13 protein-coding genes are annotated in these 16,381 nt (G+C 67.2%); 10 read left to right on the forward strand and 3 right to left on the reverse strand.

The features are described 5' to 3' along the window. Positions 1 to 23: 23 nt before the first annotated feature. From P5G52_RS02960 to P5G52_RS02970, 3 genes are read left to right on the forward strand one after another with little or no spacing between them, the layout of a single operon-like run. On the forward strand, positions 24 to 1,613 hold the full coding sequence (locus P5G52_RS02960; protein WP_301224521.1) for a glycosyltransferase family 87 protein: 1,590 nt from the start codon (positions 24 to 26) through the stop codon (positions 1,611 to 1,613). Continuing rightward, complete coding sequence (locus P5G52_RS02965) at positions 1,610 to 2,707, forward strand: lipid II:glycine glycyltransferase FemX (RefSeq protein WP_301224523.1); 1,098 nt, start codon at positions 1,610 to 1,612, stop codon at positions 2,705 to 2,707. The genes P5G52_RS02960 and P5G52_RS02965 overlap by 4 nt, the downstream gene beginning before the upstream one ends. 39 nt (positions 2,708 to 2,746) lie before the next feature. Continuing rightward, positions 2,747 to 4,186, forward strand: a complete 1,440-nt coding sequence (locus P5G52_RS02970) for a phytoene desaturase family protein (RefSeq protein ID WP_301224525.1) — start codon at positions 2,747 to 2,749, stop codon at positions 4,184 to 4,186. A gap of 12 nt (positions 4,187 to 4,198) precedes the next feature. Here the strand turns inward: P5G52_RS02970 and P5G52_RS02975 are convergent, their stop codons facing one another. After that, positions 4,199 to 5,656, reverse strand: coding sequence for a benzaldehyde dehydrogenase (locus tag P5G52_RS02975; RefSeq protein ID WP_301224527.1), 1,458 nt, complete (start codon positions 5,654 to 5,656; stop codon positions 4,199 to 4,201). 245 nt (positions 5,657 to 5,901) lie between these two features. Here P5G52_RS02975 and efeU point away from each other — a divergent pair, with 245 nt between their 5' ends. From efeU to efeB, 3 genes are read left to right on the forward strand one after another with little or no spacing between them, the layout of a single operon-like run. Next, positions 5,902 to 6,753 (forward strand): iron uptake transporter permease EfeU, encoded by an 852-nt coding sequence (gene efeU, locus P5G52_RS02980; RefSeq protein ID WP_301224529.1) that lies wholly within the window; start codon positions 5,902 to 5,904, stop codon positions 6,751 to 6,753. Next, entirely contained in the window at positions 6,750 to 7,952 is a 1,203-nt protein-coding gene (gene efeO, locus P5G52_RS02985; RefSeq protein WP_301224531.1) for an iron uptake system protein EfeO, read from the forward strand. Before efeU ends, efeO begins: the two co-directional genes overlap by 4 nt. Positions 7,953 to 7,957: 5 nt before the next feature. Continuing rightward, positions 7,958 to 9,235 (forward strand): iron uptake transporter deferrochelatase/peroxidase subunit, encoded by a 1,278-nt coding sequence (gene efeB / locus P5G52_RS02990; RefSeq protein ID WP_301224533.1) that lies wholly within the window; start codon positions 7,958 to 7,960, stop codon positions 9,233 to 9,235. Positions 9,236 to 9,309: 74 nt separating this feature from the next. Here efeB and P5G52_RS02995 read toward each other — a convergent pair whose 3' ends face one another. After that, positions 9,310 to 9,873, reverse strand: coding sequence for a TetR/AcrR family transcriptional regulator (locus P5G52_RS02995; protein ID WP_301224535.1), 564 nt, complete (start codon positions 9,871 to 9,873; stop codon positions 9,310 to 9,312). Positions 9,874 to 9,962: 89 nt separating this feature from the next. On the opposite strand from P5G52_RS02995, the gene P5G52_RS03000 reads away from it, so the two are divergent. Then, on the forward strand, positions 9,963 to 11,444 hold the full coding sequence (locus P5G52_RS03000; protein WP_301224537.1) for an MFS transporter: 1,482 nt from the start codon (positions 9,963 to 9,965) through the stop codon (positions 11,442 to 11,444). Between the two features lie 1,040 nt (positions 11,445 to 12,484). On the opposite strand, the gene P5G52_RS03010 is transcribed toward P5G52_RS03000, so the two are convergent. Further along, positions 12,485 to 13,555 (reverse strand): LacI family DNA-binding transcriptional regulator, encoded by a 1,071-nt coding sequence (locus P5G52_RS03010; RefSeq protein WP_301224539.1) that lies wholly within the window; start codon positions 13,553 to 13,555, stop codon positions 12,485 to 12,487. A 209-nt stretch (positions 13,556 to 13,764) separates the two neighbouring features. Between P5G52_RS03010 and P5G52_RS03015 the strand changes: the two genes are divergently transcribed. The 3 genes from P5G52_RS03015 (at position 13,765) to P5G52_RS03025 (ending at position 16,317) form a co-directional block, all read left to right on the forward strand. Continuing rightward, complete coding sequence (locus tag P5G52_RS03015) at positions 13,765 to 14,643, forward strand: ABC transporter substrate-binding protein (RefSeq protein ID WP_301224542.1); 879 nt, start codon at positions 13,765 to 13,767, stop codon at positions 14,641 to 14,643. 121 nt (positions 14,644 to 14,764) lie between these two features. Further along, on the forward strand, positions 14,765 to 15,553 hold the full coding sequence (locus P5G52_RS03020; RefSeq protein ID WP_087072455.1) for an amino acid ABC transporter permease: 789 nt from the start codon (positions 14,765 to 14,767) through the stop codon (positions 15,551 to 15,553). Continuing rightward, a complete protein-coding gene (locus P5G52_RS03025; RefSeq protein WP_301224545.1) occupies positions 15,550 to 16,317 on the forward strand; it encodes an amino acid ABC transporter ATP-binding protein in 768 nt (255 codons plus the stop codon). Before P5G52_RS03020 ends, P5G52_RS03025 begins: the two co-directional genes overlap by 4 nt. The last annotated feature ends 64 nt before the right edge of the window (positions 16,318 to 16,381 follow it).

Below are 16,381 nucleotides of genomic sequence, written 5' to 3' on the forward strand. Positions count from 1 at the left end.
CCATCCACGGCTACGCTCGGGGGATGACGTCGGGTACGGGGACACGCGGACCGTACCGCATCAGCATCCCGAGCCGCTCGGACCCCCTCCTCCGGCTCGGCGCCGAGCGTGTCGGAGGACCGGTGGGCCGGCACGCGGATCCCGGGCGGATCGCGCCTCGATGGTTCACTGTGGAGAGGGTACTGATCCTCCTCACAGTGTGTTCCGCTGTCCTGGCCGTCCTCCTCAAGAATCCCTGTCGAGTGGAGGGGTGGTCCTCTCCCGACTACTTCTACCGTGCGTGCTACTCGGACTGGGCGGAGCTCTACCAGAGCCGCGGTCTCGGCGACGGGGTCCTGCCCTTCATCACACCCGGAGTGCTCTTCGAATATCCGGTGCTGCTCGGACTGCTGGCGTCCGCCACGGCGGTCTTCGTGGACCTGGTGGCCGGTAGCGCACCTGCCGACGCCAAGGCCCTCCTGTACTTCGATGTGAATGCGGTACTGATCGCCGGCGTCTGGGTCCTGACGGTGTTGGCCACGCTCCGGCTCGCGAGCCGCCGTCCCTGGGACGCCGCCATCGTGGCGGCAGCTCCGGTCATCATCCTGTCCGGCACCATCAACTGGGATCTGTGGGCCGTGCTGCTCGCGACGTCGGGAATGCTGGCCTTCGCCCGGAACCGGCCGGTTCTCGCAGGGGTCCTGTGGGGACTCGGTACGGCCGTGAAGCTCTACCCTGTCCTGCTGCTCGGTGCGGTCCTGGTCCTGGCGTTCCGGACAGGCCGCTTCCGGCCCTTCCTCCTCACGCTGGCGGGTACCGCGGGAGCGTGGCTCGCCGTGGATGTCCCCTTTCTGCTCCGAGATATGGCGGGATGGACATACTTCCTCACCTTCTCGGAATCACGCGATGCCGGCTTCTCGTCAGGGTGGTACGTCTACAACGCCGTCGCCCGTCAACTCGGCGCCGCGACGCTCCCTCCCGCGGTCATCACTGCAGGTGCCACCGCCCTCTTCGCGCTCTCCTGCGTCGGCGTCGCAGCCCTCACCCTGCTGGCCGGGCGGCGTCCCCGCTTGGCCCAGCTCGCCCTGCTGATCGTGGGCGCCTTCATCCTCTGCAACAAGGTGTACTCGCCCCAGTACGCGCTCTGGCTCGTGCCGCTGGTGGCGCTCGCCATCCCGCGATGGCGCGTGGTGCTCATCTGGCAGCTTGTCGAAGCCCTCCACTGGGCGGCCATCTGGCTGTACCTCGGGGGCCGGACGAGCGGCGGCGCGGCCGAGCACAACCTGGGTCTCGGCCCCTATGCGTGGGCCGTTCTCGCTCATATTCTTGTCACTGCATACGTCATGGCTGCCGTTGTGGTGGAGATCCTCGCACCGCAGCACGACGTGGTGCGGCGCATCGGCATCGACGACCCCCAGGGCGGCCCGTTCGACCGGGCACCCGACCGGCATACTCTCCGGGCCGGCGGCGGACGGCCCGTCCACCCGGATGGGCTTCCGGCCCGGTCTGCTCCGATAGGCTGGCAGGACCGCGGGGATACCGCCCCCGTTCCGGTAGCCCAGGGCTCCGGAGCGCAGCACGACGGGCCGGTACACGGCGGTTCATCGACCCGACCAGTGGAAGACCATCAGTGAGCGCAGCACCCCTGACCTACAGCAGGCTGGACAAGAGCGGTTTCGACGCCCTTGCCGACGGGCATCCCGACGTGGTGATCCCCCTCGAGCAGACGCCCTCCTGGGTCGAGTTCGAGCAGGCCCTCGGGCGCAGGCCCCTCGGCATCTGGTCCTACAGGGATGCTGCCGACCGGCTCGTCGCCACCGCCGGCTACGTCCACGTGGTGCGGCGCTTCCGGGAGTCCGTGGTGGTGGTGAACGGGCCCGTCTGGTTCGTCGAGCGGACGCCCGCTGCCGAGCGCGCGCTCATGGAGACCGTACGCCACCAGTTCCGGGAGGATCCCTCGGTCGATCCGCTCTACGTCCGCATGCAGGTGGCCACTCTCCAGGCACCCGCGACCGGTCCGATCGAGCACGGCTGGTACGAGCGGGAGATCGTGGTCGACCTGACCCCGTCCGAGGCTGATCTGCTCAAGAGTTTCCGGCCGAATGCGCGCAACAGTATTCGTCGCGCGCAGCGCAACGGTGTCGAGGTCAAACACATTCCACGGATGGAATGGAAAGAAGTCTTCGGGACCCAGCTGTTCCCGATCATGCAGGAGACAGCCGAGCGCGACGGCTTCCAGTCCTTCGATTCGTCCTACTACGAGACGCTGCTGACCGTGCTGGGCGACCACCTCCGGCTCCTTGTCGCCTACCGCGACGGGGTGCCGCTGAGCTGGCTGATCACCACGGAGTACCGCGGCTACTCCGTGTACTACTTCGCCGGCAGCACGCACGAGGCGCGCAGCACCTTCGCCCCGTACCTGCTCCTGTGGGAGGCGTTCAAGGTGCTCAAGGCTGCCGGCAACACGGCGTGCGGCCTGACGGGCATCGTGAGCGAGAACTATCCGGGCCTCGCGAACGTCACGACCTTCAAGAAGAACTTCTCGAAGAACGTCGTCGTGGTGCCCACCACCTACGACATCCCCCTGCGCCCTGTCCGCTATGCCGCCGTCGCGTCGCTGCTCACCGCGCGGCGCACAGCGCCATCGGCGGCGCGCGCCGTCCTGCGTCGCGCTGCCGTCCTGGGTCGCAGGAGCGGGCGGGAACCCGTCAGCACCACGGAGACCTGACGCCGGGCGGGGCGCCCCGCCCCGGCAGGAGAGGAAGCCATGCCAGATGTCGAAGTCGTCGGAGCCGGTCCCAACGGACTCGCGGCCGCCGTCGTCATGGCCCGGGCGGGCCTCTCCGTCCGGGTCCATGAGGCAGCACCCACGCTCGGGGGCGGGTCCCGCTCTCTCGAACTGATGGAGAAGGACCACCTCCATGACTTCTGCTCGGCGGTCCACCCGATGGCCCTCGCCTCGCCGTTCTTCCGCGCGTTCGAACTGAGCCGCCGCATCGGCTTCGCGGTCCCCGAGGTGTCCTTCGCGCATCCGCTGGACGGCGGCAGGGCGGGTGTGGCCTACCGCAGCATGGAGAAGACCGTGGAGGGACTCGGGGTCGACGGCGAGGCGTACCGCAGGCTCCTGCAGCCGCTCAGCGACCGCGAGCAGGCGATCCTCGCATTCACGCTGAACTCCGTGCTGCGGTTCCCCAAGAAGCCGGGAGCCGCCCTGCGCTTCGCCCTCGCGGTCCTCGACCAGGGACTGCCCTCGTGGAACCGCCGCTTCCGGACGGACGAGGCGCGTGCCCTCACCACGGGGGTCATGGCACACCCCGTGGGGACCCTGCCGTCGCTCGCCGGGGCGGGAGCGGGCCTGACCCTGAACCTCCTCGCGCACACCGTCGGGTGGCCCATTCCCGTCGGGGGGTCCCAGTCGATCGCGGACGCGCTGGCCCTCGACCTCCGTCAGCACGGTGGTGAGGTGGTGACCGACAGCCGGATCGAGACCCTGGCCGAGGTCTCCGATGCACGGGTGGTGCTCCTCGACGTCGCACCGAAGACGTTCCAGGCCATGTCCCGGGGCCGGCTGCCGGCAGCCTACAAGGCAGCGCTCTCCGCTTTCACCTACGGGAACGCCTCCTGCAAGGTGGACTTCATCCTCTCCGCACCGGTGCCGTGGACGCACCCCGAGCTGCACAGGGCAGGCACGGCGCACCTGGGCGGGACGCGGGAGGAGATCGCCGCGGGCGAGAAGCAGGTGAACCAGGGCAGGCACCCCGACAGCCCCTACGTGCTGCTGTCGCAGCCGTCGTCGTTCGATCCCACCCGCGCACCGGAGGGGCGGCACACTCTCTGGACCTACTGCCACGTGCCGCGCGGCTCCACGCGGGACATGGCCGAGGCCGTGACGGCCCAGATCGAGCGGTTCGCCCCCGGCTTCCGCGACGTCGTGGTCCGACGCCACACGACGACGGCGAGCGAGCTCGAGGTGTACAACGCGAACTACGTGGGCGGCGACTTCAGCAGCGGAGCCGTGAACATGCGCCAGATCATCGCCCGCCCCGTACCGTCCCTGCAGCCCTGGGCGACGCCGATCAAGGGTGTCTACCTCTGCTCCCAGTCGACGCCGCCCGGCCCGGGCGTGCACGGCATGGCCGGGCTGAACGCGGCCAGGCTCGCGCTGAAGCGGGAATTCGGCCTGCCCGTGCCGGCCCTCGGGCTCTGACGGGACCCCGGGTCAGAAGGGGTACCGCGCAACCTCCCCCTGCATGGTGACCCACTGTGTCTCCGTGAAGGCCTCGAGGTTGGCCTCCGCCCCGCCGAAACGGGCGCCTGTACCGGAGAATCCGACGCCGCCGAACGGCGCCACGGACTCGTCGTCGACCGTCTGGTCGTTGATGTGGACGATTCCTGAGGGGATGCTGTCCGCGATTGCCAGGCCCTTCATGACATCCCGCGTCAGGATGCCGAGGGACAGGCCGTACTCGCTGCGGCGGACGATCTCGACGGCTTCGTCGACGGTGTCGAAGGACAGAACCGGGGCCACGGGACCGAATATCTCCTCGGCGAAGCCGGGATGGTCCGGGGCGGAGTCCGCCAGCACCGTGGGCCGGTAGAAGAGACCGTCGTAGGTACCTCCCGCAGCGAGGCGGGCACCGGCGTCCACGGAGGCCGTGACGAGGCGGTGAACATTGTCGCGCTGCCCCTCATTGATGACAGGGCCGAGCGGCGCGCCGGTGGTGGGATCTCCGACCGGCAGGCCGTCGGCCGTCGCCGCGAGCCGTTCCACGTACTCGTCGTAGATGCTGGAGTGCACGAGGTGCCGGCCCGTGGTCATGCAGATCTGGCCCTGGTGGAGGAAGGACCCCCATGCGCCCGCCGAGACGGCATGGACGAGATCGACGTCATCGAGCACGATCAGGGCGTTGTTGCCGCCGAGCTCGAGGTGGGCGCGCTTGAGGTGACGGGCTGCCGCCTCGCCCACCTTCCGTCCCGCCGCCGTCGAGCCGGTGAAGGAGATGACACGGACGCTCGGCGCCTCGACGAGGGCGGCGCCGACGTCAGCACCGCCCGGGAGAACGTGGAACAGGCCCTCGGGAAGACCTGCCTCCTGCAGGATCCCGGCAAGGAAGAGGCCGCCCGACACGGCGGTGCGGGGATCGGGCTTCAGGATCACCGCGTTACCCGCTGCAAGCGCCGGTGCCACCGAACGGCTCGACAGGATCATCGGGAAGTTGAAGGGCGAGATGACGCCCACGGTCCCGACGGGAAGGCGCCGCGCGAAGGACAGGCGGGGCTTGCCGGAGCGCAGCAGTTGGCCGTAGGGCGCCTCGACCATCGCGGCAGCGGAATGGAATTCAGCGGCGACGAGGTGGGCTTCGAAGGCCGCCTTGCCCCCGCCCGATCCGGACTCCCGCATGAGCCAGTCGACGGCTGTGGCGGCATGCTCCTCCATCAGGGTGCCGGCGCGCCGGAAGATCGCCGCCTTCTCGTCGAAGGGCAGGGCGGCCCAGGCCGGCTGCACCCGCGAAGCGTGCGCGCTCGCGGTGGCGACGTCGTCGGCCGTCGCCACGCCGTAGCTGCCGAGCGTGCCGCCGGTGGCGGGCTCCCTGACCTCCGCGGTGCCGCCGCTGCCACCGGACCAGCCGCCGAGGTACAGCCTGCCGGTCCACTCCTGCGTGTCGAAAAACGCCATTGTCATCTCCTGGTCTCGTTCAGGGCTGGAACGCGGTGTCCGGCACCACGCGACACCTCCCGCCAGTGTAGAGACGGAGGCCCCCGGAAGACCGTGTCACGCGGCTTGGCGTTCCGCTGTTTCGAGACGAACTCGGCCTGGCCGGCATCGACAGGACCTGATCGCCGCTCTGACCGGGCTGGTTCGTTAGGTTATGCTTACCTTGCCCTGCTGACGGGGACCTTCCTCCGCAAGAAAGCCTCTGCATGTTCGCCAACTACCTGATCGGCCTGCGCGAGGGCCTCGAAGCCGCCCTCGTGGTGGTCATCCTCGTGGCGTACCTCGTGAAGATCCAGCGCCGGGACCTGCTGCCCGGGATCTGGCTCGGAGTCTCGCTGGCCGCCGCGCTGTCCCTCGGCTTCGGTGCACTGCTCACGTACGGCACCTACGGGCTGACGTTCGAGGCGCAGGAAGCCATCGGAGGCGTACTGTCCGTTCTCGCCGTCGGCCTCGTCACCTGGATGGTGTTCTGGATGGCCAGGACGGCGAAGAACCTGCGCGGGGAACTGCACGGCCAGGTCGACCGCCACCTGGCCGCCGGCGGCAAGGGCCTCGTCGTCGTCGCGTTCCTCGCTGTCGGGCGCGAAGGACTGGAGACCGCGCTGTTTCTCTGGTCGGCAGTCCAGGCCACGGGCCAGACCACGCAGCCGATCCTCGGGGCCTCGCTGGGACTCGCCTCCGCCGTCATGCTCGGCTGGCTGTTCTACCGGGGCATGCTCAGCATCAACCTCTCGAAGTTCTTCACCTGGACCGGCGGCATGCTGATCGTCGTGGCGGCCGGAGTGCTGTCCTACGGCATCCACGACCTCCAGGAAGCGGGCATCCTGCCCGGCCTCCACAGTCTCCTGTTCGACGTCAGTGCGGCAATCCCTCCCTCGAGCTGGTACGGCACGCTCCTCAAGGGCACCGTGAACTTCTCGCCCGCCACCACCTGGTTCGAGGGCATCGCCTGGCTGCTCTACATCCTTCCCACCATGACCCTGTTCATCCGGCGGAGCATGCGGCGCACGCCCACTCCTGCCCCGGTACAGCACCCCGTTCCCCAAGGAGCCCATTGATCACCGCACGCCTTCCGAAGCCAGCCGCCGTCGCCGCTGCCTGCGGCATCCTCTTCGTGACCGCCTGCACGCCGAACGCCTCCGCCGGAACGGCTGCCGGCGGGACGGGCGAACTGAGCGTCACGAGCACCGCGGAGGACTGCTCCGTCTCGGCTGCCACCGCGGAGAGCGGTCCGCTGACCTTCACCATCACGAACTCTGGGGACCAGGTCACGGAGTTCTACCTCCTGGCGGAGGACGGGCTGCGCATCGTCTCGGAGGTCGAAAACATCGGCCCGGGCATCAGCCGCGACCTCGTCGTCAACGCCACCCCGGGCTCCTACTACACGGTCTGCAAGCCCGGGATGGTGGGCGACGGCGTGGGCCGGGCCGCCTTCACCGTGACGGACTCCGGGACCGCCGTCGAGCCGACCGGGGACGAGCAGGCGCAGATCGACGCCGCGCTGACCAACTACAAGGCCTACGTCAAGGACCAGGTGGACCAGCTGCTGACGGGCACCGAGGACTTCGCCGCCGCCTACGTGGCGGGGAACGACGACGAGGCACGCAGGCTCTACCCCACCACGCGCATGCACTTCGAGCGCGTGGAACCGGTGGCCGAGAGCTTCGGTGACCTCGACCCGAAGCTGGACAACCGGGAGGCGGACCTCGCCGAGGGCGAGGAGTGGACCGGCTGGCACCGCATCGAGAAGGACCTCTGGCCGCCGGCCGAGGCCGGCTACGTGCCCCTGACGCAGGCCGAGCGCGAGGCCGTCGCGGCCCAGCTCGTCGAGGACACTACCACGCTGCACTCCAGCATCCAGGGGATCGAACTCTCCCTCGACCAGCTCGCCAACGGTGCGATCGGGCTGATGGACGAGGTGGCCAACGGCAAGGTCACCGGCGAGGAGGAGATCTGGTCGGGCACCGACCTCTGGGACTTCCAGGGCAACGTCGAGGGTGCCCGCGTCCTCGCCGACGGGCTGCGGGACCTGCTCGAAGCCAGGGACCCGGAGCTCGCAGCGACGCTCGACGCCGATTTCACCTCCCTCTCGACGGAACTCGACAAGCACCGCACGAGTGCGCCCGACGCCGCCCAGCGCGACATCGCCTATGTCTCCTACGGCGACCTGGCCTCCGAGGACGTGAAGGCGCTGTCGGACCGCGTCAACGCCCTCAGCGAACCGCTCTCGCGGATCACCGCAGCCCTGCTGGGCTAGCAGCCATGGCAGCAGGCGCATTCCGGATCTCACGCCGCAGGGCGCTGTCCCTCGCCGGGGTCAGCGCCGCCGCGGGAGTCGGGGCGGGTGTCGCCGCAGGGCGTTCCGCAACCGATGCCTCTGCGGTCCCCGCTGACGCCGCCGCACTGAAGTACCCGTTCTACGGGGAGCACCAGGCGGGGATCACCACGCCCGCGCAGGACCGCCTGCACTTCGCCGTGTTCGATGTCGACGACATCCCGCGGAAGGATCTCGTCAGCCTGCTCCAGGACTGGACGATCGCCGCTGCCCGCATGAGCCAGGGCGGGAGCGCAGGGGAGTTCGCGCCCGACGCCGGCCCGTACGAGGCGCCGCCCGAGGACACGGGCGAGGCGATGGACCTGGGCCCCACGGGACTGACCATCACGTTCGGCTTCGGCCCGACGCTCTTCACGGCGGCCGACGGCACCGACCGGTTCGGCATCGGGGCCCGGCGCCCCCGTGCCCTGGTCGATCTGCCCAGGTTCTCGGGGGACATGCTGGACGAGCGCATCAGCGGAGGCGACCTCTGTATCCAGGCCTGCGCCGACGACCCGCAGGTCGCCGTCCATGCGATCCGGAACCTGTCCCGCATCGCCTTCGGGCGGGCTTCCCTGCGCTACTCGCAGCTCGGCTTCGGCCGCACCTCGAGCACCAGCACCGCCCAGGTGACGCCCCGCAACCTCTTCGGCTTCAAGGACGGCACGGCCAATCTCAAGGCCGAGGACCCCGCGGCCGTCGACGAGCACGTGTGGGTCGCCGACAGCGACGACCAGGCCTGGATGGCGGGCGGCTCGTACCTGGTGTCCCGGAAGATCCGCATGAACATCGAGCCATGGGACCGCACGCGCCTCTCCGAGCAGGAACGCGCCATCGGCCGCACCAAGGGCAAGGGCGCACCCCTCTCCGGCGGCGACGAATTCACGGCCCCCGACTTCTCGATGCCCGGCAGCGGCGGGAAACCCATCATCGCGGAACAGGCCCACGTACGGCTGGCGCACCCCGATACCAATGGCGGTGCCCGCATGCTCCGGCGCGGCTACAACTTCGTGGACGGCAACGACGACCTCGGGCGCCTCGACGCGGGCCTGTTCTTCCTCTGCTTCCAGCGCGACCCCGAGCGCTCCTTCATCCCCGTGCAGACCCGGCTGGCGGGGTCGGACCTGCTCAACGAGTACACCCGCCACGTGGGGTCCGCCATCTTCGCGATTCCCGGCGGCGCAACCGAGGGAAGCTACGTCGGAGCGCGGCTCTTCGAGTCCTGACCCCGCAGACCTGGTGCCGCACACATGGTCCCGCCACGACGGCGGATCATTCCGACGGCGGGAACGACGCCGGTTCAGTCCTTCGGCTGCAGGACGCGCCGGGCGGCCTCGACGGCCGAGGCGCGATGGGCGGACAGCGGTGTATCGCCCGCGTTCTCGTGGGCGACCAGGGGTGCCTGGACCCAAGCCTGCGCGATGCTGAAGAGGATCGGCAGCAGTTCCTCCGGCGCCCACGACGGATCGACGTGGCCCAGCTCCTGTGCCTTTCGGAGCGCCACCAGCTTGACGTCGGGCTGGGCTCCCATGCCGGGCAGGTCGTAGTCGACACCCTCGAGCCGGGCCCACGTGAGCATCCGCAGGATGTCGGGGTATTCATGCGTGTGGTCGAAGAGGCGGCCCACGAAGGCCGGTACGTCGGCGGGATCGAGGGACACCGCGGCGTGGAACTCAGCCGCGTTCACGTCGAGCACGGCCTGGAACAGGGCGGCCTTGTCGGTGAAGTGCGCGTAGAGGCGCTCCTTGCTCGCACTGGCCGCTCTCGCGATCCGGTCGATGCGCGCCCCTGCCAGTCCGTAGGTGGCGAACTCACCCCGGGCGGCGAGGAGGATGCGGGAACGGACGTCCGTCGTCGAGGGCATTTCACGAGTATACCCAAACGAACTAGTTCGTTTGACTTTGCCGCCCGCCCGCCCCTACCCTCGGAACGACACCATTTCTGAGGAGCACCATGACCACCCACCCTTCGGGCCCTTCCGCCGCGCCTATCGTGGACGACACCCCGGCGAAGGCCCCCGCGAACCGCTGGCTCGTGCTGGCCATCGTCGCGCTGGCACAGCTCACCGTCGTGCTCGACGGGACCATCGTGAACATCGCCCTGCCCCAGGCCCAGGCCGAGCTCGGCATGTCCGACAGTGACCGCAGCTGGGTCGTCACGCTCTACGCCCTGACGTTCGGCGCGCTCCTCCTCCTCGGCGGGCGCATCGCCGACTTCTGGGGCCGGAAGCGCTCCTTCCTCGTCGGCATGGGCGGCTTCGCGCTCGCATCGGCCATCGGCGGCCTCGCGGCGTCGGGGGACGTGCTCCTGCTGGCCCGCGGGCTTCAGGGCGTGTTCGCAGCCCTGCTGGCGCCCGCCGCGCTCGCCATCCTCTCCGTCACCTTCCCCGGCGGCAAGGACCGTGTGCGGGCCTTCGCGGTCTACGGCACGATCGCCGGCGGCGGTGCAGCCATCGGCCTCCTGCTGGGCGGCGTCCTGACCGAGTACTTCAGCTGGCACTGGTGCCTCCTCGTGAACGTTCCCATCGCCGTCGTCGCCATCGCCGTCGGGTTCCGCGTGCTCCGCGAGAGCCGCGCCGAGGGAAGCACCCGCTACGACGTCCCCGGAGCCCTGCTCGTCAGCCTCGGCCTCGCCTCCGTGGTGTACGGGTTCTCGCGTGCCGAAGCCGGCTGGGGACGTGCCGACACCCTGGGCTTCCTGGCCGTCGGCGTGGTCCTGCTGGCCCTGTTCATTCTCGTCGAGGCGCGCTCGGCGCACCCCCTGCTGCCGCTGCGCATCATCACCGACCGCGTGCGGGCCGGCGCGTACCTGACCTCCATCGCGGTGGGTGCCGCTCTGCTCGGCGCGCTGCTCTACCTGACGCTGTACTTCCAGATCGTCCTCGGCATGAGCCCGCTGGTCTCCGGGCTCGCATCGCTGCCCATGACGGCGGCGATCATGGTGTCCGCCGGTGTCGTCACGCGCCTCCTGCCGACCGTGGGCCCCCGCATCCTTATGACGGCCGGCCCGCTGGTCGCCGCGGCGGGCCTGCTGCTGCTCAGCCGCATCACCGGCGGTTCCTACGCCCTCGAGGTGCTGCCCGCGCAGATCCTGCTCGGCATGGGTCTTGCGCTCATCTTCGTGCCGCTGCAGAACGTCGCACTCCTCGGCATCGCCCACCGTGATTCCGGTGTCGCCAGCGCTGCCGTCTCCGCGACCCAGCAGATCGGCGGATCCATCGGGACAGCGGTCTTCACCGCGCTCTACACGGCGGCCGCGGCAACGGGGACGCCCGAGGGCTCGGCAGGCGGACTGCAGTCGCTCGTGGACGGGTACTCCGTGGTGTTCGTGGCCGCCGCGGTGGCCCTCGCACTCGCATCCCCCATCTCGTGGTTCCTGGTCGACGTCGCGCGGGACGAATTCACGACGTCGGACGAGGCGGTCCACCTGGGCTAGGAACCGCTCGATGCGTGCTCGCTCGGGGGCGAAGCGGTAGCTCGTGAACCCGAGGCTCGCGATCAGGGCGATGTCCTCGCGGTAGCGGTGGAAGTGGTTTACGGCATCGGAGGAAGCCTCGGAGAATATGGAGCCCGGCAAAGGCTTCATGAACCGCGTGTCGCTGTTGGCATTGCTCCCCCCACCTGATGCCCGGCACTGGCGACACTCAGGAAACGGGGTCCGAGCCCGGAGTGCCGTTCAGGGTGAACCCCGCCGTCGGCAACTCATAGCCCACAACACGAACCAGGCGGGGGCTGCCGCGCAGGCAAAGGTGAACCAACGAACAACGAGGACAACGCGCTGATCATCCTGTTCTCGACTGTGGTCCTTGGCGCTTTCGTCGCGGTTGCCCTGATTCACCTCGGGCAAGCGTTCACGCCGGTTGCCACTGACCTATCGTGGAACCCGATCACCCTTGGCCGTCGGTCTTGCCACGGGGGACCCGTGGTTTCACCGGGGCGCCGGAGACATCGGTCCGGGCCTGACCATCGGGTACGCCGGTGAGACCGGCACCAAGGCCGTGATTCAAGGCTGGCGTGGGTGCGCCGTGCAGTGTCCTTCATGATGTACGACGACATGCCCTGGGCCCGGCTCATGCGACCGCCCATCACCGTGGTCGCTCAGCCCGTCTACGACATCGGGGCAGCAACCGCGAAAACACTGCTAGCTCGCATTACGGGCGCCCGCCAGTGCCAGAGAGCCTGATCTTCCACTCGGAGCTGCTCTAGTGCGGGTCGATCGGAGCGCCGAAGAAAATGGCAGGTGTAGCACCCTAGAGACGGCCATCACTACAGCGCGTTCGCTGTCCCGACAATTCAGGCACCGCAAGCCAATCATTTGCGCAGGCAACTTCGCCAAAAGGCGGTAGTGGACAACTTACGACAGACGCCTGTCCTGCATTGGGGGAGGAGCCTGGCAGTGGTGTCACTGTGCTATTTCTATCGAAGCTTGTCTCGGCCCTCAAAACGCGGCAGCAGTACCTCTACAGCAGCAAATATTCACCCGACCGAACGTGTTGGGGCGGGGCCATGCGAGTTTCGATAGATGACGCGAGCCTGAAGTGCGACCGGTTTGGCAGTTCGTTCCTCGATCGCGTCGATAGCGGCGACTGCCGCTGCGAAGCCAGCTTCGTAAATCGGCGGGGACACGACGGTAAGCGGTGGTCCTGTCAGAGGTGACCAAGGGAAATCGTCGAGGGCAATGACCGATACGTTCGCAGGGATCCCGACATCGCGTTCCCGAAGCGCCAAAAGAATGTCGCGGGCAATGGTGCTGTCCGACGCGAGGATGGCAGTCGGTGGATCGGCGAGACCGAGAAGCTCCTCGATCACCTCGGCCGTGCGCTCCATGGTTACTACTTTGAACCGGATCAGCTCCGGATCAGGGCGAATTGCTGCTTCTTTCAAGGCGTCTAAAATACCGTGGAGCCTGTCTTCAACGGAGGAAATCCCCAAGGGGAAGCCCGCAAACGAGTCGCCATCAGTCTGCAGGGACGATATGTATGCGATGCGCGTATGCCCGAGTTCGACAAGTCTTGACGTTGCCTCATGAGCTGCGGGGGCGATGCTAACTTCGACTGATACGGCATCGAGGCCGGGGACTTTCCGATCCAGGAGCACGAGGGGCCTACCGGAGGTGCGGATGGCTTTCAGGTGTTCAATTTGGTATGCGGAGGATGGGGCAACGATAATCGCGTCGACACGCTTGTCGAGGAAGACCCGGACTGCATGGATCTCCGCCTCAAGGTTTTCTGACGTGTTCGCGAGAATGACGTTGTATCGAGATGCGTTTGCTGCGTCGGTTATGCCGCGCGTTGCAACGCTGAAGTACGGATTTTCGATGTCGCTGACGATGACGCCGAGGGTTCGTGACCGCCCGGTATTCATGCTGCGCGCTACCTCGTTGGGGCGATAGTCAAGCTCCTCGGCCGCCGCAAGGACGCGTAGACGCACCTCGGAGCTGACCGATCCGTAGGACCCAAGTGCTCGTGAGGCTGTCGACTTGCCGACACCGGCCCGCCGAGCGACGTCAGCTACGGTGGCTTCGCGGTTTAGGGGTCGTTCGAACACAGCTGCTCCTAGTGGGGTAACCCTTGACGTGATGTAAGTCTCAAGGTAGGTTCCTACCAGTTGGGTCCGGACCCAACACGGTCACACTACCTCTGGTCCGGAAGCAACGCACCCTTCCTCCCCTCAAAATCAAAGCCTCAATGAAGAACACCTTGCATTGGGTCCGGAACCAACCGGCCGTCCGATACGTCTCAACACTGGAGTTAACCATGAGTTCTGTTTCCAACTGCCGACGCTTCCTGATTGTCGGAGCGGCCGTTTCCTCCCTTCTTCTTACTGGTTGTGGATCGTCGGAGTCGTCTTCACCTGCGTCTTCCGATACCGCCAACCCCTACGACCTAATCGAACCAGGCACTATCCGCGCGGCAAGCGTCGGAGATCTCAAGCCCTATACCTTCACCGATGCTTCCGGTGAGTTCACGGGCTTCGACGTGGAGCTGTTCGACGACGTCGCCGAGCGCGCCGGCATCGACAACGTCCAGTTCACCGGTCAGGACTTCTCCGGATTGCTCCCGGCCGTCGCCAACGGGCAGTTCGATGTCGGAGTGGCGGCGATCGGCATCACCGAGGAGCGCAAGCAGACGGTTGATTTCTCCGAGGGCTACCTCGCCGGCTACCTCACCGTGTTGACGACGAAAGAGGCGGGGATATCGGAGGAGTCCGACCTCAAGGGGAAGCGCATCGGTGTGGTCCAGGGGACGCTGCAGGAAGCCTACGCGGTGAAGAACTTCACCGAGGCCGACATCGTCCGTTTCCCGGACAACAACTCGGGCGTCGCCGCGATCAATAGCGGCAATGTTGTAGCTCATTTCCTGGATTACGAATCGGCGAAATCCTATTCGGAACAGTTCGGTCTCGTCGATGCGATCAACGTCCCGTCGTTTGATGCTCCGGCCGGGTTCGCCGTGGCCAAGGGTAATACCGCATTGAAGGAAGCTCTTGATGAGGGTCTGGCCGATGCGATGGAGGACGGTACCTGGAAGGAGCTCTACCAGAAGTGGTTCCCGGGCTCGCCGATGCCTGAGCAGTACCTGCCGTCCGCGGAGCAGACCTCCAAGCCGAGCCCCGAGCCGACCCCGAGCAACTAGTCCGGGCCCTGTTCTCTTGGGAACTCGCTCGGGAAGCGCTCGGAAATCTGCTGGGAACATCATCCAAGGGTGCGGGCCGCTTGTCCGTTCGCACCCCGGCTACAGACATTGAGAGCTTGATATGGACTTCCTCGACAACCTGATCAAAACCTTCCTCGACTTCGATGCGATGCTCGCTGTCCTTCCACAGCTGTTGGGAGTGGGCCTGGTCAACACGCTGATCATCTCCGCTGCAGCCACTGTGATCGGCGTGGTGTTGGGAATGGTAGTGGCGGTGATGGGGATATCGACCTCGCGCTGGCTACGCATTCCTGCCCGGATCTACACCGACCTTTTCCGGGGACTGCCGGCCATCCTGACAATCCTGCTCATCGGGCAGGGCTTTGCCAGGTTCAGTCAGGAAATTTTCGGTCCCTCACCGTATCCACTGGGCATCATCGCCCTGAGCCTGATTGCCAGTGCCTACATCGGTGAGATCTTCCGTGCCGGTATTCAGAGCGTGGAAAAGGGGCAGCTCGAAGCATGCCGTGCCCTGGGCATGGGGTACGGCAAGGCCATGGCCCTGGTGGTCATCCCGCAGGGAATCAGGCGCGTCCTTCCCGCATTGGTGAACCAGTTCATCGCGATCGTGAAGGATTCCTCCCTGGTGTACTTCCTGGGTCTTCTGGTCTCCGAACGTGAACTCTTCCGGGTCGGCCAGGACGCGGCCGTCCTGACAGGGAACCTCTCCCCCCTGGTCATGGCAGGGGTCTTCTACCTGATTATCACGGTCCCCCTGACCCACCTGGTGAACTACTTCGACAACCGGTTCCGCACCGGACGCCGCCGCCCTGCCGCACCAAGCAGCGGACTGAACGAAGTGAAAGAACTCGATGCGGTCACCCCGCACATCACAGGGAGCAACACATGAGCACCTCCACGAACGCCTCCACCGACCTGCTCACCTTCCGGGGCTCCAGCCTTGAAGTCCGGGACCTCACCATGGCTTTCGGCGACATCAAGGTCCTGCGCGGGGTCAGCCTGTCGATAGCACCAGGAACCACGACCTGCATCATCGGGCCCTCCGGTTCCGGGAAATCGACCCTGCTGCGCGGCATCAACCGTCTCCACGAACCAGCAAGCGGCGACGTGCTCCTCGACGGGGAAAGCGCCCTGAAGGTCAAGCCCGACGTCCTTCGGAGCCGTATCGGCATGGTCTTCCAGCACTTCAACCTCTTCCCCGACCACACCGCCCTCGAGAACGTCGCACTGGCCCTGCGGAGCGTCAAGGGCATGTCGAAGGCCGAAGCCAAGGAACGCGCCAGTCGCCGGCTCGCTGAGGTCGGACTCGCCGAACGCGCCGATCACCGTCCACGGGACCTCTCCGGCGGCCAGCAGCAACGCGTCGCCATCGCACGTGCCCTGGCCATGGAACCGGAAGTGATGCTCTTCGACGAAGCCACCTCGGCACTGGACCCCGAGCTAGTCAAGGGCGTGCTGACCCTCATGGCCGGCCTCTGCGAACGCGGCATGACCATGGCCGTCGTCACCCACGAAATGGGCTTCGCCCGAAGGGTCGCCGACCAGGTGGTCTTCATGGACGAAGGCGAAGTCGTCGAAGCCGGCAAACCCGCGGACCTCTTCGACAACCCCCAAAGCGAACGCCTCCAACGATTCCTCTCGGAAGTCCTCTAATGCGGGCTCCACGTATCGCCACGGCCGGCGACAACGTCGTTGACTGCTACCCCGAACTGGGAAC

This window comes from Arthrobacter burdickii (genome assembly GCF_030433645.1).
In the GTDB taxonomy this organism is placed as follows: domain Bacteria; phylum Actinomycetota; class Actinomycetes; order Actinomycetales; family Micrococcaceae; genus Arthrobacter_D; species Arthrobacter_D burdickii.